Source organism: Aequorivita sp. CRS11 (assembly GCF_059693805.1).
Map to the genome: position 1 here is coordinate 222000 of NZ_JCATIG010000002.1, position 24180 is coordinate 246179.

The window sequence follows — 24180 nt, forward strand, 5'->3', positions numbered from 1 at the left end:
TTGGAAAGTTATTATTCAGTTTCAGAATTTTCAGACTTAACCTTATCATTTATAGTTTTTGTGGCCTGCGCTTTCCAGTCTTCTTCAACTATTTCCCAATCTGTAAAGGATTTTGCCATTTCAAATTCTGAAAAATTGATAGGGGTTTTCTCAACTATACCTACATATTTTTCTGTTCCGTCAGTTTCTTCTGTATCTTCTTCGCTTATTTCCCCATAGGAAAACGTAAATACAAAATAATTTTTTTCGCCAACAGTTACTTCACCTAAATAGTCAAAAATATTTGGATAGCCGTCGTAATCATCTCCAACATTATTATAAAGTGAAAGTTTTGCAAATTCCTTGGGCTCTAGATATACTTTGGGGATTGATTTACTGTTTTCAGCTTTAATCAAACTTTCCATCAACTCAAACCGAACATACATATCTTCAAAAGCTTCGTTCAGTGTTTGTGGTTCAATTTCTACATTCAATTTTGTTGCTGCCATGAGTGCTTGTGCTTGAAGCCATTTACTATCCTTGAATTGTTCAGACATAAGCTTCAATGTTTTTACTACTTCTTCGGGTTTATTTTCAAATTCCTTTGAAAATTCAATGTAGCTATACATTAGGCCTTCATTTATATGATGGTTGTTCTTTCGAGCTATTGTATCTAAATAGGTTGTCACGTCCTGATACATATATGAGAGCAACTTGTTCTTTAGCAAAGGCATTTTGTTTCCATAAACGCTGTCGTTTGAAATATTGTAGGCATAAATAGAAGCTATACCATCCCTGTAATCATTAATGTCTGTAAGTTTGGCCAATTGGGCATCGTGATTGACAAAAAGTGATAAGGTATCTGAGAGCGTGGTCATTATTTCATAACCATTAACATCTTTACGTTCAAGTTTATGATTTTCTAAAAGGTCAAAATAGGTTGCTTCTGAATTCTTGTTTTTAAGCTTCAACATTTGCTCAAGAATTTCCATGCGTGCGTGGTGGCTGCTTTTTTTATTTTTATAAAAGTCCGTGAAAGTTTTGAGGGTTTCTGGTTTCTCCAGATCGGTCAACGCACCGATTATATAATATTTTGTACCATAATAAATAGAGTCATCTTTGAATTCGCGTTTTAAGTTCTTCTCAAGAAGTTTATATTCAGAAGCATCAAATTCATAATAGTTTAGGGCGCCTTTGCCTTCTGCAAATTTTATGGAGTCATTGGATTTTAGGTTTTTAAAGATCAAATCGGCTTTAGAGGCTGTAAGATCAAAATTATTGGAACTTTTCTTTATTTCCAATGAGTTGAAAAATGTATCTAACCGTGGTTTATCTATTTCTTCATCACCCAAATAAGTTAAAAAAAGAAGGATTGAATCGTCATCCAGCAACAACCTCATCCTTTGTTTTACGTGGGTATTTTCGTTGTTCATTCTAATTGCACGTGCTGGTTTTCCGCCCATTGTAATATTTACATTAGTTACAATGGTATCGTCATATTCAGTAAGTAGTTCGGCATAATCGTCATAAAACTCTTGAATTGATTTTTTACGATAATACGGTTTTAATTTAATATGCTGAACCAAGTAAGTTCCCGATGTAGTAGGGTCTAGGGAACTATAGTTTTTTACATGGCTATATTCTGAATATTCATCCTGAATTTCTTCGTTGACAATTACTGTTTTACTGGGAGCTTTAAATGAATATTTATCTTGGATATTTATAATGGTGTCGAAAGAAGGCTCTGCGTATGGTAAAAATTTAAAGGAATTGAAAAACAAATCGTCTTCCGAAATTTTATCATCTTCATTATAGTTTTGGGCCATTAACAAATAGGTCCTGTTACCCCTCAAAATAAGTTTTGCTACGGTATGGAATTTATCTGAAAATAAAAGCTCGTATTTTTTTCCCTCATTACCATCTACCATTATGTCTTGGGGTTCTTTCAGAAACGTTCCATTCTCTTTGAAATAGTTATCAAAATAATCATAGTAGCTTTCTTTTTCGTCCAAATAATACCCTACTGGCTGATCATTATAACGAAGCAAATAAACAGTCTTATTGGCTTTATCCTCTGCAGAAAAAATATTAATAATATAAGGCGAATCTTTATCACCGTTAGGATTATCACTTGTCTGGCTGCGATCCTGAATTTTACCAGGAACCTCTACACTGTAAGCGCCCATACGGTCTGTATGGTTTTGCCACACCGATGCTTCTATTTTGGGAGCAAATAGTTCCACGGAATCAAAAAATGCGTTTGCGTATACTGAAGTGATTTCCTCTAAAGAATTTTCGGACATAAACGTATAGATTATTTTATCTTTAAAAACAACCTGCAATCGTGTATAGATTTCTGCTTTTTTGATCAAAACTTCTGTAAAGTCAACTCCATCTTTCACAAAGGTATTTCTACTAATAATGGAGTCTGTATCCTTTTGGGTTTGGGTATTTATAATATTTTCAACAAAATCATAACCCTCTTTTAAGATTTGATTTCTTAAGTCTGCGACCATGTACACAAAAGTGCCACCATAAATGAGGTCGGTACTGGTCATGGCGTTTATGGTTTCGGTAATTTCAACAGGTACCGCTTTACTGGGCGTTAAAACACTATACCCTAAAAAATCATTCCTATCCATAACCCATCTATCTAGGTCTGGAGCAATTTCGTACTGTTGTTCGTAATCATTAAAAGTTGCTTCTACTTTAATTACCTGGTATCCATTTTCGCGAAGTAGGGTGATCAAACCATTTTCACCTGGCAAATGTGCTGCACCCACAGCCGCAAATATGCTATGGGTTTTCATAATTTCATCCAAACTGTTGAACATGACGTTGTTCCTTTTTATCATGATAGAATCGTTAGCCTGGCTATCACTAATGTAGTTCCAAATTTTTTCTAAATCTCCTTCGTAATAAAGCTCTGTTATTTTATCAAATTCATTATTTTTTTCATCTCCCGCATTGTCAAGAATAGACAGAATACTTTCCCTGAGTTCCATATCGCTCATATTTTCAATTGCGGGAATTTGATCTTTTACTTCTTCAAGCCCAATTATTATTTTTTTGGAATTATAGGCAATTCCGTATAAATAGGCATCGAGAAATGTACGGCGGTCATCGGGTCTATCCTCATCAAGAGTTAGCATAGACTCTATTAAGCTTGGATGCTTTAGGGGAAAACTGTCTAAATCAATTTTATTGACTTCAAAGAAGCGAGCCTTTAACTTTTTATATTCTTCTTTTGAAAGAATCTTTTTATATACATTCTCTATATTCGAGTTATAATAATTGTCGCCAAAACTGTTTGTTGCAGAATCTGGATGTACTTCCAAAGCGAACATTTCAGATTTTTTTATCGCAGGAATAACTGAATCACTAAACTTAAAAGCTCGAGCATCTTTTAGGTGAAGTGTTCCAAATAAATAAGATTTTTTGTTTCCAGTCTTGTGTTTAATTTCCCAAAGAAGTTCATAATTTTTTCTGTCTTGGGAGAAAATTGGATTTAGGGTAAATAAAAGAAGTAAAGAAATAAACAGGATGCGAAAAGTTGAACTCATAAGGGGCTATGCAAATCATTGATGAAAATAAATTTCAATGATAATGATTTATAGCCATTTTTAAAATTATATTTCTTGAAAAGATTATAAAAAAAACCACCCAACATTTGTGGGTGGCGTTTTTTAAGATTTGTGGTGTATTATTTTATTATGCCCCCACAACTTATTCTACCCCCAGCATCGCCAGTAGGTTGGGTTGTGAAGTCGTCTTTACCTTCGTGTACTATTACCGCTTTGCCTAGAATATCTTTATTCTCGTCGCCACAGCCTATACACCATTCGTCTGTTTGCATAGAAATACGACCTATCCCATCATCGCCCACTTCAAAATTTCCTATATCGCCTTTGTGGTATCCTTCAGCATCGCCCCACTTTCCGTGCTGGGCATGTGTAGGATTCCAATGACCGCCAGAGGAGGTGGCATCTTCAGCGCTGCAATCGGCTTTTTCGTGTATATGGATGGCATGGGTACCTGGTTTAAGTCCGGAAAACTTTGCTTCGAGAGTTACCATTCCATTTGATTCTGTAAAATAGGCTTCACCCTTTGCAGTACTTCCACTTTTAGAGTCCATTGAAACGGAAACCGTTTTGGATTCTTCCTTAATTTCATTTGTTTGGTTTTCTGACTCCATTTGGATGGAATCATTCATTCCGTCCATATCTTTTTTTTCATTTTTGCATCCTACAAAAGCCATTATGGCAAAGAGGCTACAAATTAAACTAACTTTTTTCATGATTTATTTTTTGGTTTAATACTAGTTTAAATTAAAGGTACAATAGTTTTAATGCGACTCCAATTTTTTAAGAATACTTTAAAAGTTTAAAACACTAAGTTGCGAAGTGTCTGTAATATCACTTCGGTTGAGTTGATATTGATAAATTCCATCTTGTCCGATTGCTATAAGCAAATCATCTTGTATAATCACATCAAAGGCTAATCTATTAATATTGTGAACCAAAACTGAATGCGCTGGGTCTGAAATATCAAAAACTTTTATTTCATCATCACAAACAAATAAATAATCTCCATAAAGTCCCAAGCCTTTAGGAAATGTTAAATTTCTAACGCTTAATAACGTTGGATTTACGACATCGGTAATATCATAAATTTCCAATTGGTTCACAGTGGTTCCACAACCTAAGTCTGACCACAGTGTAACAAAGGCTGTGGTGGCATTTGCCACAACGGGATCGCAAGAGGTAAAATGCTGTACATCTGCCAAGTATTCAGGAAACTCAGGGTTGCCAATGCTATATATAAACATTCCATTCTGCGACCCTATATATAGATATTCCTTGTAATTGAAAAGGGTTTCGATTCTGAAACTAATAGGAACGTTGTTTACAAATACGGGATCAGATGGAGTAGTTATATTATAAACATTTAAACCGTATTCATCCACCGTGTATAAATAATCGCCAAGCATTGCGAAACGTGCCAAGGAGCCCCCCTGTCCATCATTGGTGCCCGTGCCCATAGCTTCATTTTGAGATGCATTTTCTCCATCTTGGCTACAAGCTAATGCAAAAGCTATTGTTAAAATAAGTAATGCTATTTTTTTCATGGCGTATTGGTTTTCGGTATCCAGTTTACAACTACACTATTCTGGGGAATATCAATAGGGTAAAATCCATCCGGGGAAAGCATTTCAGGAAAGGTATCCCTTATACGTTTAGAAACATTGAGACCTCCGGTGATCAAATCTACTTGAACGGCTATAAGATCAGTTGCCTGGTTTATGTAGAAAATATTTTCTCGTATAGCTAAATCTGTTGCTCCTGGTGATTCTATAAAATAAATAGGGGATGGACTGGAAGGGTTTTCATTATTAAAAACGTGAAAACCTTCGTTCTTTTCATTGATAAAAAGAAAAGTATCGATAACATAAATTTTTCCTGCATTTATAACTGGTTTTGCTGGAGAGAGTACAACACTACTTTCAAACGCGGGGCGTTCCATAAATACTGGCTCGTATTGGGATTCGATAAAGGAAGGAGGTAAATCATCTCCTTCGTTGCAATCGCCATACCAACAGCAACTTTGTAAAGTTGTTACAGCGATTATTAATAGAATTAAATGTGTTTTTATTTTCATAAACTCTAGTTTAAATACATTACAAGTTTACAAAATAGATTGATACGATTGTGGTTGCTTAAGAAATATCTAAAGATGTAATAATTTGGGTTTTTGTGTGAAGTGTTTTATGAACTGGGCATTTATCAGCAATTTGAAGGAGCCTTGTTTTTTGTTCTTCGGAAAGATTCCCTGATAATTTTATTTCACGGGTAAAGGTGTCTATTTTGGCTGAATCTTCTTCGCAATGCTCGCAATCTACCGCATGATCTTTTGAATAGTTGATGTGACAGGTTACATTTTCAACATTCCATTTTTTCCTTCTAGCATACATCTGTATGGTCATAACTGTGCAAGAAGCAAGCCCTGCGGAAAGAAATTCATAGGGCGAGGGCCCAAAATTGTTTCCTCCAAAACTTGTGGGTTCATCTGCAATAGAATAATGATCGCCCAATTTTAAATTTGTTGTGAATTTTTCATCTCCATTTAAACTAGCGGCAACTTTGCTTTTACTTTTTACCTCCGCAACAGGTGGAATTTCCAGATAACGGGAAGCCCAGCCTGCAATTACTTGCCCCACATATTTTGAATCTTCTTTTTTGCTCAATAGATGGTCCACACCGTCAAGCGATACAAAACTTTTTGGGTGGTGTGCGGCTGTATATATTTCTTCGGCGTTATTTATTCCAACAATAGTATCCTGAGGAGAATGTAAAATGAGCAACGCTTTTTTGAAGTTACTTACAATTTTTAAAAACGATTTGTCTTCCAAATCGTCTAAAAATTGTTTTTTAATTGTAAAATCAATTCCGCCCAAATTCACTTTCGCCCTTCCGCTTTTTGTGATTTCATGTTTACTTTCTTTCAACAAATGCAATACGTGCGAAGGGTGGCTGGGAGAATTGATAACTGCAACGGCTTTTATGGAAGCAATTTTATTTGCCGCAAAGATTGCCGCTGCACCACCCAAGGAATGGCCAATAATGAGGGTGGGAGCATCATAATTTTTCTTTAGGAAATTGGCGGCTTCAACTAAATCTTCTACATTTCCGGAGAAATTGGTGTTTTCAAAATCCCCCTCGCTTTCGCCCAAGCCTGTAAAGTCAAACCTTAAAACCCCAAAACCCGAATCTGTAAGTGCCCTTCCAATATTTTTAACGGCTGTTAAATTTTTGGTGCAGGTAAAGCAATGTGCGAAAATGACGAAATTATGAGGCTTTTGATCCAGCGGAAGTTCCAAACGGCCTGCCAGTTGTTCTTCGTCTTTATTGGTAAAGGATACTTTTTGAATATTCATTATTTAGGTTTAGGGTGTATGTAGTTTACAGAATTTTTTAGGCAATGCCACTATTAATTTTTGTTGGGCAATTGTAATTTTAACTTCGTCAATTTCCCCAATAAATTCCCCATCTATTTGGAATGGAATTTTTTTAGCTGAATGGATTATAGCACTATCGGTTGATATTATTTGCACAAAATCTGACGACATATCTGGTTGGTCATTCATTGTTTTGAAAATTTCGATGAAATCCAAATTTCTGAAAATCAAAATCTCAAATTTACCATCATTCACCTTTCCTTGAGGGTTGATGGTGGCTCCAGTTCCAAATTTATTTGCATTGGCTATGGCCAAAAGAACACCAGAATCCTCTACTATTCCCTCGTCCGTTTCAATTGTAAAATGAAAAGGTGATTCTGAATTCATAAGAGTTGGAATGGACTGTAAAAAATAGCCCAATTTGCCCCGAACTCCTGAGGTTTCATAATTTTTTACCAATTCTGCATTGATACCTAAATCTGCAATATGAAGACATATTTTGCCGTTGATAAAAAGCACATCTACTTTTAAGGTACAATCTGAAAAAGCAATTGCTATCTGTTCCTCAATCATTTTGGGAAGACCAAAGTTCACGGCCATTCCGTTCGCAGAACCTGCAGGTATTATTCCTAGAATTATTTCCTTTTCATACAAACATTCCGCCACCAATGAAATGGTACCGTCGCCACCCGCAACAAAAACACGAGAAGGTTTTACGTCTTCAATAATTTTTTCTATTGCCTTTTTATCTTCCTTGCCGGTAGTTGTGTAAAGCTGGAACCGATAGCTGTGCTTTATAGCTTCTATCTTTACTGCGTCTATTATAGCAGTCTTTTCAGAATCTCCGGCTATGGGGTTTACTACCAATAAAATATAATTTTCTGATTTCATTAGTAAGAATTAAATTTAAAAATACCTATTTTGGAAATACCAAACCGTTAACGAAATCTCAATTAGTGAAACTTGATTTAAAATTGTACCGTGGCTATGTGAACGATGAAGAATTGGTTGTTTTTGGCCACGTTTTCAAATCGTGGGCGCCCGACAAATTCAGATTGGACCGTAAGGGAATTCGCCATGCGGTTTCGGTAATTCATATGTTCCGAATAAAACCTTTGGAAAATGTTGAGGTAAAATTGAAGTTTAAAAATTTAGAAGTCACGACCAAAACATTGGCTGATGGATACTTTCGGTTTACAATTCCGTATTCCGAAAAACTTGAAAGTGGTTGGCATCCATACAAAGTGAGCTGCGAACTTTATGATTACGGCATCGTGGAAAATTCTGAATTGTTGAAGCCTTTTGAAAGCAAGGTCGGCGTAATTTCAGACATTGACGATACTTTTTTGGTTTCGCACAGCGGAAATTTTTTTAAGAAACTGTATGTGCTACTTCTAAAAAACATCAACAAACGAAAGGTTTTTGAGGATGTGGTGCCACACTACCAAGCCTTGAGCAAAGCAGGGCAGGAGAACGAAACGGCTTCCAATTCGTTTTTTTACGTTTCCAGCAGCGAGTGGAACCTTTATGAATTTATCGATTCCTTTGCACGACTTCACAAATTGCCGAAGGCAGTAATAAAACTGAAAAAAATTAAAACCGGAATCTCCGATTTTCTTTTTACAGGAAGGGGCAGCCACGACCATAAATTTGAAAAGATAAAGGATATCATTATGTTTTACCCAAAACTTGAATACGTTTTATTGGGTGATGACTCACAGAAAGACCCTTACCTTTATGAAAGGATTGTAAAGATATTTCCACAAAATATTAAAGCCATTTACATTAGGCAGACTTCAAAACAAAAAAAAGCAACAACCCAAGAAATTCTTTTGAATATTGAATCTATGGGTGTTGCTACTTGTTATTTTGCCAATAGCGAAAAAGCGATTGCACATTCCAAAAACATTGGAATTGTATAAAACTGCTATTTCACTTCGGTTGCTTCCGTGGTGCCTGTATCCAAAGATGTTTGGCCTTCTCCTTTAAGGTATTGATCCAAAAACTTTAGAACCTTTCCGTAGGCTTCAATCTCGTTTTCCTTTTTAACAAATCCGTGGCCTTCATCTTCAAAAACCACGTATTCCACGGGCACGCCGTTCTTTTTTACACCTTCCACAATTTCGTCCGATTCAATTTTAAGAACACGTGGATCCTGCGCTCCTTGCAGTACCATTAAGGGCTTGGTAACATTTTCGGTATGGAACAATGGTGAAATTTCCTTTAAGCGAACGGAATCTGCGGTATTTGGATCGCCCATTTCTAAATAAAGCGCATCTTTAAAAGATTCCCACCAGGGTGGAATGCTGTTTAACGTTCTGATCCAGTTGGTTACCCCAAAGATATTCACGCCAACCTTAAATTCGTCCGGAGCATAGGTAAGCGCAGCCATCGTCATATAGCCTCCGTATGAGCCGCCTATAATTCCTATCTTGTCTTTATCAATATTTTCTTGGCTTGCCAACCAATCTTTCCCGGCAATGCAATCTTTTAAATCCTTATCACCGTGGTTTTGATCGTCCATTTTGAAAAAAGTTTTGCCGTAACCACTACTGCCACGGTTGTTTACAGCCAAAATTGCATAACCGTGATTTACGAGGTATTGTATAAAAGAGCTAAATCCCTGTCTGGATTGACCGCCCGGACCACCGTGAACCCAAACTAACGCCGGAACTTTATTCGTTGCACTCGCCTGCTTAGGCTGATAGTAAATGGCAGGAATTTCCAACCCGTCAAAAGATTTAAAACGCACAACGGTTGCTTCCACCAAATCGTCTGGATTTATTTCTTTGTTTAAAACATCGGTAAGTTTATGATATTTCTTCGTTGCAAGATTATAGGAATATGTATTAGCGGGAAGTTGTGAGCTGCCCACGGTCAATAACGCCATGGTTTCATCATTAGAAAAACTTGCGAACTCAATGGCTTGACCATCAATATTAGGGAATTTTAATTCCTTTCCAGTTGCAACTTCGGTAACGTACATTTTTGTTTTGGCGTCTTCATTGCTAAAAAGCACTTGATACTTTCCGTTATGGGTAAAATAGAACGCGTTGATGTCCCATTCTTTTTCTAAAACCTTTTCTTTTGTGCCGTCCTCAATATTGTATTTCATTAAAAAAGAAAATTCAGAATCGGCATCGGTAGTGTAGTAAAATGACTTCCCATCGGGTGAAAAATCCTCGGGCGAATTTTTGCTCAGTGTTTCATTAATCTTAGTTTTTTGATTTGTTTCAAGATTGAGTAGAAATAGATCACTATCGTTGGTATTTACAGCTTTGGAGAGCAACATATAATTTTTGTCTGCTGAAATCCCGCCAAAATTCATTGCTTCGTCATTTTTAAGGAGAAGTTTGGGTTTAAAGGTGACAATGTCCATTTCATAAACATCCATCATCTGGGAGTTGCGTTCATTACTGCTGTAATAGAAACTTTTACCATCTTTTGCCCAGCCTTGAAAGAGCGCCCTAACATTTTTCTCGGGCGTGAGTCTTTGAATGCCGCTGCTGTCCTTCACAAAAATTTTAAAAATTTCATCTCCATTACCGTCCATTCTGAAGAGAATCCTGTCGTCATCTGGAAAATAGGAAATACCATAAACCGAAGCACTATCAGACTGGGTTATGGGCATCAATTCCCCACCTTCAGCAGAAACGCTGTAAATATTAAAAATGCCGGAGCGGTTGCTTGTTATCAAAACTTTGGACTTGTCCGCAGAAAAACCATCTTCCCAAGCTTCTTCATTGTCCATAAATTGCTCGATAGTGTATGTTTTTACATCAGCAACTTCCTTTGTTTCCTTGTTTTGGTTGTTTTTACACGAAACAAAGAGCAAGAGCGCTGAAAAGATTAAACTGAAATTTTTCATAAAGATGTATTTTGGAAGTTATATTGTTGATTTTCAAAACAAATCTAATGAATTTTGTTTTTCATATTTCAATTACCTAAATATTAAATAATTATTTTTTTTGGTAGTAGTTTAACGTTTCGGCTTTTTTTATAAACAAAGATTGTTTTAATTTTAAAATATGAATAAGAAAGAAGCCAAGAGCGGATTTATCTTCACGAAACACACTCCCAAAGACCAATCGCCATTTGAAAAACTATTCGAAGTCTTTCAAGAACTTATTACCCATACTTCGGGTGATGTGGATGAAGCAATGGACTGGTTAAAACAGTTGGATGAAGAGTATAATCTTACAACAGATGATTATACGCTGGATGATTTTGTGGAAGACCTTAAAAAGAAAGGTTATTTGCGTGAAGAAATAAAAATGGACGGTAAAAATGGCTTGGCTATTACCGAAAAAACCGAGAGGGCACTTCGAAAACGAGCGTTGGAACAGATTTTCGGAAAGCTCCGAAAAAGCGGCGCAGGAAACCACCGAACCAAACAAACGGGCAAGGGAGATGAGCAAGCGGGGGAATTTCGCGATTATCGCTATGGAGATTCCTTGGAACAAATCTCGATGACGGAAAGTTTCAAAAATGCACAGATAAATCATGGTCTGGGAGATTTCACACTTTCTGAAAACGATTTGGTGGTTGAGGAAACCATGTACAAAACCCAAATGAGCACGGTTTTGATGATAGACATCAGCCACAGTATGATTCTTTACGGTGAAGACCGTATAACGCCAGCAAAAAAAGTGGCGATGGCGCTTTCCGAATTTATAACCACGCGCTACCCAAAAGATACCTTGGATATTTTGGTCTTCGGAAATGACGCTTGGCCCATTAAAATAAAGGATTTGCCGTATTTGAATGTTGGTCCCTATCATACCAACACCGTGGCTGGGCTGGAGTTGGCGATGGATTTATTGCGAAGAAAACGGAACACCAACAAACAGATTTTTATGATAACCGACGGAAAACCAAGCTGTGTAAGGCTACCCGACGGGCGGTATTATAAAAACAGCAACGGCCTTGACAGTTATATTGTGAACAAATGCTACGCAATGGCTTCGCAAGCGCGAAAACTTCACATCCCCATCACCACTTTTATGATTGCCGAAGACCCGTATTTAATGCAGTTTATTGAGCATTTTACGGCAGCCAACCAAGGGAAGGCATTTTATACAGGCTTGAAAGGTTTGGGCGAAATGATTTTTAGTGATTATGAAACGAATCGCCGGAAGCGGATTAAATAGTAGGTTAGCGATTTATCGCGAGCAATCGAGTATCAATGGAATATATTCTTTGTGTCCTTTGTGAAAAACATTGTGCCCTCTGTGGTTAAAATATTTAGAAATAAAAATTATGGAAATAGAAAAAATAAAAACCTTCGGACAGCTTAAAAAATCAGGTCACGAACCGAAGTCAATCAAAGAAGAATTGCGCCGCAATCTACTTCAAAAAATAATGAAGAAAGAAACCCCCTTTGTTGGCATTCACGGATATGAACTTACCGTAATTCCAGAATTGGAGCGCGCCATTCTTTCAAAACACAATATAAATCTTTTAGGGCTTCGCGGGCAAGCAAAAACCCGATTGGCACGCCAAATGGTCGGTCTTTTGGATGAATACATTCCTGTTGTGGAGGGTAGCGAGATTAATGACGATCCTTTTAATCCAATTTCCCGTTATGCCAAAAATTTGATGCACGAAAAAGGCGATGACACCCCGATAAGTTGGCTGCACCGCAACAATCGCTTTTCAGAAAAACTTGCAACTCCAGATGTTACGGTAGCTGATATTATTGGTGATGTTGACCCAATAAAAGCTGCAAATTTAAAATTGACATATGCCGATGACCGCGTGATTCATTTTGGGATGATTCCTCGAAGTAACCGCTGCATTTTTGTCATTAATGAACTTCCCGATTTGCAACCGAGAATACAGGTTGCGCTCTTTAATATTTTGCAGGAAGGCGATATTCAAATTCGAGGTTTTGCAGTGCGTTTACCGTTGGATATTCAGTTTGTTTTCACTGCAAACCCTGAGGATTACACAAATCGAGGAAGTATCGTTACACCGCTAAAAGATAGAATTGGTTCCCAAATTCTAACACATTACCCTGAAGATATTACTACTGCGCGGACTATAACGGAACAGGAAACCGAAGAAGCGATCAAAACAAAATCAAACGTTTATGTGCCAGATTTGGCAAAAGATATTTTGGAACAAATAAGTTTTGAAGCCCGTGAAAATGATTTCATTGATGCTAAAAGTGGCGTGAGCGCACGATTAAGCATTACTGCTTTTGAGAATCTTTTGAGTACTGCAGAAAGAAGAGCTTTGCACAACGGTGAAGAAAAAACCAGCGTCCGTTTGGGAGATTTTGTGGGTATAATTCCATCCATTACCGGAAAGATAGAATTGGTTTATGAAGGGGAACAAGAAGGCGTTTCGCAGGTCGCACAACAATTGATTGCAGATGCTGTAAATACTATTTTTAAGGAGAAATTCCCAAAAATTGAAAAGCTCACTAAGGATGATGACCCAGATCCGTATGCCGAAGTGGTTGCTTGGTTTTTTGAGGAAAATGATTTTGAATTGCTGGATTCCTATACTGATGAAGAATATAAAAATGAATTGGACCGAATTATTCCGTTGCAGCGATTAATAGAAAAATACCAACCAGAAACACCAAAAAAGGATGGTTACTTTTTAAAGGAGTTAATTCTTTGGGCATTGGCGGAAAACAAAAAACTGAGCAAATTCAGTATAGGAAATGGCTTGCATTTCAAAGATTTATACGGAAGTTATATCAGCGGACTATAAAATTTCAAATAAAAAAGCCGTCACTTTAAATATATGGTGACGGCTTTCTTTAACTGATTCTTAAATATTTGGAATTACCAATTCATCACCGGGATGAATAAGGTCTGCAGATTTTAATTTTCCTTTATTAGCTTCATAAATAGCATGGTACTTATTGGTATCGCCATAATATTGCTTTGCAATTTTACTCAATGATTCTCCGCTTTTTACAGTATGGTGGGCAAATACAGAAGTATCGGCAACTTTAATATCAGCCATAATATCGGTTGGGTTTTCACCTCCCACACGTTTTATTTCATCCCAAAGAAGATTTTTTTCGTACTGATTTTTAGCTGTTCCCCAAACTTTTAATTGGCCATTTTCTTCTTTTACATCACCGTTTTGGATGTTTAGTTTTTCACCTAAATCCAAAACGCTTTGATACTTCGATTTAATCATTATAAAAAATTTTAAAGTTAATTTCCCTAAAGATACTATTTTATGGCTTTCAATTTCCTTATTAGCAAAACTTTAGTAATATGGATGGTCTGTTGAGATTATCCTAAAAAATTTACAAAAAATTTAACTAAAGATTAATCTGAATTGTGAAAAAATTCCCTGCGCTTGAAATATCTTTGGTGCAAACATTAAATCAACAAAAACTATTATGAAACTAAAAACAATTGTAATGTCTCTTGCAGTAGTAACAATGCTTTTTGCAAGCTGTGAAGACTCGAAAAAGAAAGAAGCTGAAGCGCAAGCACAAGCAGAACAGATGCGTATGGAGCGCGAAAAAGATTCCTTGATGAAAGTTGAGGCAGATAACCAAGCGAGAATGGCAGAGATGGAAGCTAACTCAATTGCTGCAAAAGCAATGGGCAATTCAGATTTGTCAACTTTGGTTAGCGCACTTCAGGCAGCAGATTTGGCACAGACTTTAAAATCAGAAGGTGAGTATACAGTATTTGCACCTACCAATGAAGCTTTTAACAAAGTTCCAAAAGCAACTTTGGATAACCTAATGAAGCCTGAAAATAAGGAGCAACTTCAAGGTTTATTGAAGTATCACGTATTACAAGGAAAAATGAATGCCCCTGATGTTTTGGCTAAAATTAAAGAAGCCAATAACAAACTTGATGTTACTACCCTTAATGGCGAAGTTTTGACTTTGTCTGAAAAAGGTGGAAAAGTTATGATCAAAGATGCCAAAGGAAATATGGCCACTGTAACAAGTGCTGATATGGATGCATCAAACGGTGTTGTTCACGTTGTGGATAAAGTATTGATGCCAAAAATGTAATTCAATATTTTAAGTAAATTTAAAAGCCCCAGTTTTGGGGCTTTTTTTATTAATGACAACTGCATCCACCATCCATAAACCCGTGGGTTTCTTGATGCCAAGGGAAAGCTTGGTTGTATTTGTCCATCTCCCAGAAAAAGGGTAGACGCTCTTTAGAATGGTTACCAATTTCGTTCATGGTTTCCGCATCGTATAATCTACCGTTTACCATCACCATTTTTATGGATTCGGTGTTTTCAATATCTTCCAATGGGTTTTTATCCAGCACGATTAAATCGGCAAGTTTTCCTACCTTGAGCGAACCAATATCTTCACCGGCCCCTATATATTCCGCAGAATTAATAGTGGCAGCTTTTAAGGCTTCTAAATTGCTCATGCCACCCTGTTGTAGCATCCAGGTTTCCCAATGTGCGCCCAGACCTTGTAATTGACCATGAGCACCCATATTTACTTTTACGCCTGCATTGCTCAAAGTTTTTGCAGTTTCGGAAACCAATATGTGGCCATTTTCGTATTCGTCTTGGGGTGACTTAATTCTGTGGCGCGATCGGCTGTCCACAATATTACGCGGCGTGAAGGTCAACAATTTTTCATTTTCCCAAACATTGTCGCGTTCGTAATAATAAAATTCGCCGTTCATTCCACCGTAATTAACAATCAGCGTAGGGGTATAGCCTGTTCCGCTTTTGCCCCAAACTTCAAGTATATCTTTATAAACTGGTGCCACGGGAATATTATGCTCAACCCCTGTGTGGCCATCGATAACCTGAGTTATGTTGTGATAAAAAGTGGAACCACCCTCTGGCACCACATTTATACCCATCTCGCGAGCTGCCTGCAATACTTGTTGGCGCTGGTCGCGGCGGGGCTGGTTATAGCTTTTTACGCTTTTTGCCCCAAAGGCTTTGGTACGGCGAATACTGCTGCGGGCATCTTCCAAACTATTGATAACTGCCTTAAAATCACCATCGGCGCCATAGAGAATGAAGCCTGTTGAAAACAATCGCGGTCCAACCAATTGCCCGCTTTTTTGAAGTTCAGAAAGGGTAAATACCGTTTCAGTATTAGCCGAAGGATCGTGCGAAGTAGTTACCCCGAAAGCCAAATTTGCCATAAAAGGCCAATATTGCTGCGTGGGCAAACCATAGCGGAAAGCGCCCACGTGGGCATGCGCATCAACCATGCCGGGCATGATGGTTTTTCCTTCTGCAGAGTAAACTTTTGTGCCAGAGGGAACGGAAACTTTATCGGTTGCGCCAATGGCCTCTATTTTATTTTCGTGAATAACAATGGTTCCATTTTCAATTACTTCATCGTTTTCCATCGTAATAATTTGGGCATTTGTGAAAGCAATCCTTCCGCTGGGTTTATCCATCGGGGCTTGCAGACCGATTTTTGTTCCGGTTAAAGTTATTTCCGGCACTTCTTCCGGAGAGCCTTCTAAAAACGTAAACCTGTTCTTCAATTCGTTACTGAAATATTCATCGCCCAAGGTCCACATCACTTTTTGGCTGTTCGACGACCAATGAATGTTTATACCAGCATCCTTCGCAAGTTGCGAAACGGGCAGGGCCTTAGTTTTGTCATCCAAGTCAATAGTGTGACCGTTCAGCACCAAAGGGGCAACATACAATTTATGGAGGTTTGTAAAAGCAATCCACTCGTTGTTTGGGCTGGGTATTAATCTATTTGCATACTTTGAAGTTAGGTGGATTTTTTCATCGTTGCCTTCAAGGTTAACACTGATTAGTTTTTTTTCGATATCTCCAAAATAGGTTCCACCGGTCTGCAGAAAAATCCGTTTTCCGTCTTTGCTGAACATAGGGTATTCGCCCTTATCTACTACAAATTTTTCATTGCTTCCATCGGAATTCATTACATAAATGCCATCGTTTTTCGTAAAAGTAAAACCTTGGTCGGTGTTTCCTTTTTCTTTTCTGAAGGTAATAAATGCTCCATTTTGCGAGTAGGAAGGGGTTCGGTAAATTCCTTTTTTTGAAGTTAATTTCACCGGAATCCCACCGTTTGCGGAAATTTTATAAATCGCTCCTTTTTCGGCATCGTTCCAGGTTACATATATTATTTCGGAACCGTTTGGTGAAAAGGAAGGTTCAAACTCAAAATCGGTACTACTTGTAAGTCTTTGGGGTTCGCCATTGGGCAAAGTTTTCTTATATAAATGGCCCAAAGCACTGAAAACAATAAATTCCCCATTTGGCGAAGTTACGGTGTGACGGATCATTTTTGGAGTAAAAGTTTCAGTCTCAATTTTATTATTGAAGTGAACTGTTTCCGCTAAATCTATCTTTACGTTTGCCGTAAAGGGAATATTGGTCACTGCTAGGGAATTCACATCAATTTTGTTGATTTTTCCACCACTCCAAAAAACGATTTCGTTGTTGTTTGGCATCCAACTAAAATTTGGATAAACACCAAAAAGCGCCCAAGCTTCCTGTTGGTCTTTGTTCAATTGATCGTAAATAGGCCATTCTTGCCCTGTTTCCAAATCTTGGATGTAAAGCACACTTTTGGTACGTACTCTTTTTACGAAAGCTAATTTTTTACCATCACTTGAAATTGTGGGTCGTGCAGCACCACCGGGTCCACCTGTAATGGTTTCGGTTTTTCCAGTTTCAAATTCATATCGTTTTATTGCATAAATTTGATCGTTGGGGTCTTTGTTGTATTGAAAATAGCCGCCCGGATACATATCCTCACTGTAATAAAGATATTTTCCATCAGGGGAAACAAAAGGTTCGTTTACGTCCTGCTGGTCGTTTTTTCGTTTTGTGAGTTGTAAGCCCGTCCCGCCCGATTTGTGGTATTGCCACATTTCGCCTGCGCCCAGACTTCTGCTCGAAGTGAAATGTTTGCGTGCAATTAAATAATTGCCGCCCGCACTCCACACGGCATTGTTCAACAGGCGGAAATCTTCCTTGGTAACTTGTTTTGCATCGCTTCCATCGGCATTCATCACCCAAATATTATCGCCGCCGCCAGCATCGCTGGTAAACGAAATTTTTGTGCCGTCGGGGCTGAATCTGGGTTGGATTTCAAAAGGAATTCCCGTTCTGATTGCTTTGGCGGTTCCTCCCGAAATTGGCAAAGTGTAGATATCGCCCAGCAGGTCGAACACAATAGTTTTTCCATCGGGACTTACGTCCAGGTTCATCCAAGTGCCTTCATCTGTAGTAAAGGAATGGGTTTTATAGTTGAAATCCTCTCCTGGATTTGCAACCTCCCATTTTGGGTCTTCCTTTTCCTTGTCTTTTTTATTTTTTTTCTGTGCCGTGAGTGTTAAGCTAAGAGCACATAGTAGGAGCGTGGGGAATAATTTCTTCATTTTTTTTAATTAAAGGGTGTAAAAATTGTTATTCAAGATTTTCAGAATTCACATAAAAATCCTTTTTAATCTGAAAATTTTCCATAGGCGAAGCAAAAGTTTTCGTTTTCCATTCCGAAGTTGGAAAAATCCATTCCTCTTTTCCGTTAACCAAGGCTATTACGGGCATATCAAAATTTTCAATAATATTTACATATCGAAATTTTAGATTTTTTCCATCAATGGTATATTCCACTTTTGGAATCATGATGGTCCGCAAGTATTGGTCAAAAAATTGAGTAAGATCTATCCCGCTTTCTTTTGAAATATATCCCTCAACTTGCTTTGTGGTAACAGTTTGATGGTAAAACTCTTTATTCAATCCACGCAGAATACTTCGCCATTTTTCATCATTCTCAATAAGTTGTCTTAAAGTGTGAAGTATGTTTGCGCCTTTGTAATACATATCGCCGCTTCCTGGATGGTCCACATTGTAAATTCCAATGATGGGGCGATCGTTTAAAATATTATCTCTGGTGCCAATTACATATTCTGCTGAAGCTTCCTTTCCGAAGAAATAATCCAGAAAAAGATTCTCTGAATAGGCAGTAAACCCTTCGTGGATCCACATATCTGCCACATCTTTATTCGTAATGTTATTTGCAAACCACTCGTGACCGCTTTCGTGGATGATTATAAAATCAAACTTCAGTCCCCAACCTGAACCGGACAAATCACGACCCAAGTAACCATTTTGAAATTTGTTGCCATAGGTCACGCTACTCTGGTGTTCCATTCCCAAATAAGGAACCTCCACGAGTTTGTAACCGTCTTCGTAAAAAGGGTAGGGGCCAAACCAATGCTCAAAGGCTTCCATCATTTTTGGTGCTTGTTTAAATTGTTCTTTTGCATTTTCTTCATTTTCTCGAAGTACATAATAATCCATATTTAAAATTCCTTTTTCCCCATTGTATTTTTCACCCCAATGTACATAATCGCCAATGTTTATGTCTACTCCGTAAGCATTTATTGGGTTTATTACTTCCCAAACCCAAGTTTTTGAATCTTTGTTCTCAATAACTTTTTTCAACCTTCCATTGCTCACATCCATCAAATCTTTTGGGGTGGTAACGGCTATGGTAATACCGTTATCGGGTTCTTCGGAAGGGTGGTCCTTTAAAGGCCACCAAACACTGGAGCCAATACCTTGGTTGGAAGTTGCAATAAAATGCTTGCCGTTGCTGTCCTTGGCCCAAGTGAAGCCTCCATCCCAAGGCGGGCGAACTGCTTCAATGGGTTTTCCTGAAAAATGGATTGTTATTTTGTTTTCCTTTCCCCGTTTTTGTTTTTTCTGAAGTTTTAAAAAATGAGCATTTCCTTCGGAAGTGTACGTGATTTCTTTGCCGTCCTGAAGTATTTTGTCAATTTTCATTGGGGCTTGCAGGTCTATCTGCATTACATCATTTGGTTTTAAAACTTTATAGGAGATTGTATTACTGCCCTCAATGGTTTTTTCGGAAGGATTCACTTTTACCTTTAAATCGTAATGGGTAACATCCCACCAAACGCGTTCAGGGGTGGTGCTTCCTATGAGCGTATCAGCACGGGTGAATTTTTGTGCTGTTACAGTATTAAATAAAAATAAAATTGTGAGGAAAAATATCCCCTTAACCCCTTTCAAAGGGGGAATAATGTTTTGATTTTTTGATGTAATCATATTGCTTAATTATTATCTAAATACTGAATTTGGAAATACGACAACACTTTCAAAGCCATCTTTTCCCACAGCTGCAACCCCAAAAAAGTAATTGTCAATCACTATTCCGTCCAAGGTAAATTCTGAAACATCGCCCACATAACGGCTGTAATCCCAAGTGGGCGAGGTTGTGTCTCTCCAGTAAATTTTATAACCGGTTGCTCCATCTACTTTGTCCCACTTCAATTTTGCTGATGGTTCAACAATACCCCCAATGGCTACATTGTTCGGTGCTGGGGGCGCCCAGGCAAGACTGGCCATAGTTATGGCGTTCACAGCAGTAAGCTTTGTGGCATAACCAAAGTTTACGAATTTTAACTTATCGCCATATTCAATGCCGTTTTCGGTGCGAATGTCTTGATGTTGTTGGTTGTAATTTTCGTGTGCCTCCATAATTCTGATTCCCGCCCAGCCCAAATCGTTAAAGGGCCGATGGTGGCCACCGCGACCAAAACGATCCAAACGGTAAACCATCATTGGGTTCATTTCCGGCATATATGTCTGCGTAGTTTTAAAAACGTAACGGGCAAGTTGACGGGAAATTCCATCAACCTCGCCACCGTAAAAACGTCGCATTTGGCGTTCTCGATCTGTTTCGGTTGGAGGGACGGGTTCACTGAAAATCCTAAAGTCGCGATTGCTGATTACGCCATTAACACCTTCAATGTTGCCAATCATATCGTTATTTAAAACGCCGATGATATCCCAACCCTGTGTTTTGGCATAGTCAGCGAAACCTTTTCCACCGAAAAGCCCTTGTTCTTCACCGCTCAACCCCAAATAAACGATACTGCTTTCAAATTTATATTTTGAAAGCACGCGTGCTGCTTCAATAGCTCCAGCCATGCCACTGGCGTTGTCATTGGCGCCGGGCGCATCTTTGGTAAAATCGCTGCCGTCGCTGTTTCGGGAATCGATATCGCCGCTCATAATGATGTAACGATTGGGGTATTTTGTTCCTTTTTGCACAGCAGCCACGTTTACAATCCAAGTATCTTGGGGAACGCGGTCGTTCCCTTCGGCTTTTACGAAATCTTTTTGATAGAAGACATCAAGACAATTGTTGCAATCTTTTGAAATTGTTTCAAATTCATCTTTAATCCATCGTCTTGCTGCACCAATTCCGCGAGTGTTGCTAATTGTATCACTAAATGTATTTCGAGTGCCGAAATTTGCAAGCGTGGTGATATCTGCCTTAATCCTTTCAGAAGAAACAGCGTTTATTATGTCGTAAATTCTTTGCTCGGTCTGTGAAAAGGATGAAAAGGTAAAACAAACTATAATGAAGAAAACAAAACTTTTCATAGGGAAAGTAATTTTGTTTAAAAATACCAAAAAGAACGAAGAACCTACTAAAACTTTTAGAGAATGTAAAAATGTATCTATTTGGATTCAGTCACTATAGCGAGCTTCTTGCCATTTGGGCTGATGGCCATACGGGTAATATTCTTTAAGCTATAATCCTCAAGGGAGGCAACGCGTGTCCATTCCGACTCGCCTAACGTATCGTACATATAGAGTTTGTTTCCGCTTCCAACTAAAATTTGAGTATCGTTTATCCAAACATAATCCTGAATGCCGATAGGCAATTGGGTTACAAAAAAGTTTTCATAGGAATTCATATCCAATAGGTAAAGGTCTAGATTTCCTTCTTCGTTAACCAAAGAATAACTCATTGAATTGGTTTTTGGGACTTTTTGAAGGGAACGTCCTGCATTATAAAACAATGTGTCTGTTTTTTTTGATTGCAAATCTATCAGCACCAAATTCATTTTGTCGCTGTCCAATACTGTTGCAAGTATTTTTTCATAATTGTAAAAAGCAAAATATGCTATTTGTAAATCTTTGATTAATTCAGTGGGTTCTCCTGTTTGTGAATTATACTTATACAACCTTTGCAAACCATCTTTATCAAGCCGAACAGCTGCAACATCAGTACTAGTGGGAAATTTTTGAGGAGAATATTCGCCGCCCTCAGTTTTTTGATTGAACCATTTTTGTGATTTGGTATTCAGGCTATATTCTGAAATATCGGTTTGACCTTCATTATTTCCTGCAAAAACAAGGGTTTCATTAGCGATGAAAGAAGGTTGGTTGTTGTAACCTTTGTTGTTTGAAATGTTTTGGATATTTAACAATTCCAGCCCTTCATAAGCTGGACGAATATCAAAAACATAGACTTCAGTATTGGTTTGTGCGAAAGTGAGATAAGTAGTGAATATGATTGATAGGAAAAGGAACTTCTTCATTATAAATTGTTTTTTTAAAAATAGCAAACTTCGAACCAAAATACTGCTAAAAATAAAACCGCATCATTTCTGAAGCGGTTTTAAGAATAATTTATTAATTGATTTAAAACGGATAGTTGTTTTCCGAAATAACTTTATGGGCAATCGTTCTTCTTAATTCGCCAATGTTTGGCATGTTTTGGTATTTTGTGAATCGTTTAAGGCCCATCAACATCGCACGTTGTTCATCACCTTCAGCAAAGGAAAGAATTGCTTCTTTAGCTTTCACGGTAATAATATCTACTGCGTGATAAAGATATAACTGCGACATTGCAATTTGTTCTTTTTGCGAATCCTTGCCGAAACGCTTGGCGTTCTTTTCGGTACGTAAAATGGCACTTTCGGCCATGTAGATTTCAATCAAAATATCTGCCGCTGCCATTAGCGTTTGCTGATGCTCTTCAAGTTCGGTTCCGTATTTTTGGACTGCGCTTCCGGCTACCATTAAAAACACTTTTTTCAGTTTTGCAATCATTGCTTTTTCTTCAGAAAGCAATTCAGAAAAATCTGGCGTTTCAAAAGAAGGGATTCCCATCAATTCTGAAGCTACGGCTTGCGCAGGATTCAAAAGATCTACGTGCCCCTTCATTGCTTTTTTCACTAACATTCCAACGGCCAACATTCGATTGATTTCGTTTGTACCCTCGTATATACGTGCAATACGGGCATCACGCCAAGCAGATTCCATTGGGGTATCTGCGCTGTAACCCATTCCGCCGTAAATTTGTATTCCTTCATCGCTGCAGTTTTGTATGTCTTCAGAAACGGCAACTTTCAAGATGGAACATTCAATTGCGTATTCCTCCACACCTTTCAATTCTGCTTCTTGGTGAGAATTACCAGCTTTTACACGAAGTGCAATTCTATCCTCAATATTTTTTCCAGCACGGTAGCTGGCACTTTCACCCACATAGGCGCTGGTAGCCATTTCGGCAAGTTTTAGTTTTATTGCGCCAAAGGAAGAAATAGGCACATTAAACTGGATTCGCTCATTTGCATATTGAACTGCATTTGCAATTACGCGACGTTGCGCATCAAGACTTGCAGCAGCAAGTTTTATTCGCCCTACGTTCAAAGCGTTCATCGCAATTTTGAAACCTTCGCCGCGCTCGCCCAACATATTTTCAACTGGAACTTTTGTGTCACTGAAGAAAACCTGACGGGTAGAGGAGGAGTGGATTCCTAGCTTCTTTTCTTCCTCACCCATTGAAATCCCGTTTTCGGGGTCGTTTTCAACAATAAAGCCAGTGATGTATTTATCATCTTCAATACGTGCAAAAACAATCATTGTATGGCAGAAACCTGAATTTGAAATCCACATTTTCTGCCCGCTGATTTTGTAATATTTTCCGTCTTCAGAAAGTACGGCTTTTGTCTTTCCGCTGTTAGCGTCACTTCCTGCTCCCGGTTCAGTTAAAGCGTAAGCTCCAAACCATTCGCCAGTGGCGAGTTTTGGAACGTACTTTTTCTTTTGTTCCTCTGTTCCGTAAAGTGTTATTGGTAATGTTCCAATACCTGTGTGCGCACCAAAAGCGGTAGCCACAGAACCAGTTGCACCTGAAATGTAATCGCAAACAAGCATTGTGGTTACAAAGCCCATGCCCAGTCCGCCATACTCTTCGGGAACGGCAACGCCAAGCAAGCCCATTTCGCCAGCTTTGCGCATTATTTCTTCTGTAAGTGCATAGTTTTTATGTTCGAATTCTTCTTTTTTCGGCCAAATTTCTCGGTCAACAAATTCCTTCACGGAATCGCGCATCATTTTTTGCTCTTCGGAAAAATCTTCTGGGGTGAAGACGTCTTCAGCTTTAGTTTTCTTTACAAGAAATTGTCCGCCGCGAAGCAATTCGTTATTTTTTGTTTCAGTTTCCATTACTC

Annotated in this window: 17 protein-coding genes; 4 read left to right on the plus strand and 13 right to left on the minus strand. The window is 38.2% G+C overall.

What is annotated here, in order from left to right; genetic code table 11:
* Positions 1-11 precede the first annotated feature (11 nt).
* The 6 genes from AC58DT_RS04245 to AC58DT_RS04270 form a co-directional block, all read right to left on the minus strand.
* Entirely contained in the window at positions 12-3542 is a 3531-nt protein-coding gene (locus tag AC58DT_RS04245; RefSeq protein ID WP_497215578.1) for a TraB/GumN family protein, read from the minus strand.
* A gap of 140 nt (positions 3543-3682) precedes the next feature.
* A complete protein-coding gene (locus AC58DT_RS04250; RefSeq protein ID WP_497215579.1) occupies positions 3683-4276 on the minus strand; it encodes a superoxide dismutase family protein in 594 nt (197 codons plus the stop codon).
* Between the two features lie 78 nt (positions 4277-4354).
* The gene (locus tag AC58DT_RS04255) at positions 4355-5107 is read right to left on the minus strand and encodes an LVIVD repeat-containing protein (RefSeq protein ID WP_497215580.1); all 753 of its coding nucleotides are present in this window, start codon (positions 5105-5107) and stop codon (positions 4355-4357) included.
* Entirely contained in the window at positions 5104-5637 is a 534-nt protein-coding gene (locus tag AC58DT_RS04260) for a hypothetical protein (RefSeq protein WP_497215581.1), read from the minus strand. The genes AC58DT_RS04255 and AC58DT_RS04260 overlap by 4 nt, the downstream gene beginning before the upstream one ends.
* A gap of 58 nt (positions 5638-5695) precedes the next feature.
* Complete coding sequence (locus tag AC58DT_RS04265) at positions 5696-6913, minus strand: bifunctional alpha/beta hydrolase/OsmC family protein (protein ID WP_497215582.1); 1218 nt, start codon at positions 6911-6913, stop codon at positions 5696-5698.
* Between the two features lie 9 nt (positions 6914-6922).
* Positions 6923-7825 carry a diacylglycerol/lipid kinase family protein gene (locus AC58DT_RS04270; RefSeq protein ID WP_497215583.1) on the minus strand — a complete coding sequence of 301 codons (903 nt, stop codon included), beginning with the start codon at positions 7823-7825 and terminating at the stop codon, positions 6923-6925.
* A 65-nt stretch (positions 7826-7890) separates the two neighbouring features.
* Between AC58DT_RS04270 and AC58DT_RS04275 the strand changes: the two genes are divergently transcribed.
* Complete coding sequence (locus AC58DT_RS04275) at positions 7891-8856, plus strand: App1 family protein phosphatidate phosphatase (RefSeq protein WP_497215584.1); 966 nt, start codon at positions 7891-7893, stop codon at positions 8854-8856.
* Positions 8857-8861: 5 nt separating this feature from the next.
* Here the strand turns inward: AC58DT_RS04275 and AC58DT_RS04280 are convergent, their stop codons facing one another.
* Positions 8862-10802, minus strand: a complete 1941-nt coding sequence (locus tag AC58DT_RS04280; RefSeq protein WP_497215586.1) for a S9 family peptidase — start codon at positions 10800-10802, stop codon at positions 8862-8864.
* 160 nt (positions 10803-10962) lie between these two features.
* On the opposite strand from AC58DT_RS04280, the gene AC58DT_RS04285 reads away from it, so the two are divergent.
* Together AC58DT_RS04285 and AC58DT_RS04290 are read left to right on the plus strand one after the other, a co-directional pair.
* A complete protein-coding gene (locus AC58DT_RS04285) occupies positions 10963-12084 on the plus strand; it encodes a vWA domain-containing protein (protein ID WP_497215588.1) in 1122 nt (373 codons plus the stop codon).
* Between the two features lie 109 nt (positions 12085-12193).
* A complete protein-coding gene (locus AC58DT_RS04290; RefSeq protein ID WP_497215589.1) occupies positions 12194-13657 on the plus strand; it encodes a magnesium chelatase in 1464 nt (487 codons plus the stop codon).
* Between the two features lie 60 nt (positions 13658-13717).
* Here the strand turns inward: AC58DT_RS04290 and AC58DT_RS04295 are convergent, their stop codons facing one another.
* Positions 13718-14095 (minus strand): LysM peptidoglycan-binding domain-containing protein, encoded by a 378-nt coding sequence (locus AC58DT_RS04295; protein WP_497215590.1) that lies wholly within the window; start codon positions 14093-14095, stop codon positions 13718-13720.
* A gap of 208 nt (positions 14096-14303) precedes the next feature.
* On the opposite strand from AC58DT_RS04295, the gene AC58DT_RS04300 reads away from it, so the two are divergent.
* Positions 14304-14936 (plus strand): fasciclin domain-containing protein, encoded by a 633-nt coding sequence (locus AC58DT_RS04300; protein ID WP_497215591.1) that lies wholly within the window; start codon positions 14304-14306, stop codon positions 14934-14936.
* Between the two features lie 49 nt (positions 14937-14985).
* Here AC58DT_RS04300 and AC58DT_RS04305 read toward each other — a convergent pair whose 3' ends face one another.
* From AC58DT_RS04305 to AC58DT_RS04325, 5 genes are all read right to left on the minus strand, one after another.
* A complete protein-coding gene (locus AC58DT_RS04305; RefSeq protein WP_497215592.1) occupies positions 14986-18279 on the minus strand; it encodes an amidohydrolase family protein in 3294 nt (1097 codons plus the stop codon).
* Between the two features lie 28 nt (positions 18280-18307).
* Positions 18308-19975, minus strand: coding sequence for a M1 family metallopeptidase (locus AC58DT_RS04310; RefSeq protein ID WP_497215593.1), 1668 nt, complete (start codon positions 19973-19975; stop codon positions 18308-18310).
* A 12-nt stretch (positions 19976-19987) separates the two neighbouring features.
* Positions 19988-21319 (minus strand): M28 family metallopeptidase, encoded by a 1332-nt coding sequence (locus AC58DT_RS04315; protein ID WP_497215594.1) that lies wholly within the window; start codon positions 21317-21319, stop codon positions 19988-19990.
* A gap of 77 nt (positions 21320-21396) precedes the next feature.
* Positions 21397-22263, minus strand: coding sequence for a TolB-like translocation protein (locus tag AC58DT_RS04320; protein ID WP_497215595.1), 867 nt, complete (start codon positions 22261-22263; stop codon positions 21397-21399).
* A gap of 103 nt (positions 22264-22366) precedes the next feature.
* Entirely contained in the window at positions 22367-24175 is a 1809-nt protein-coding gene (locus AC58DT_RS04325; RefSeq protein WP_497215597.1) for an acyl-CoA dehydrogenase FadE, read from the minus strand.
* Positions 24176-24180: the final 5 nt, after the last annotated feature.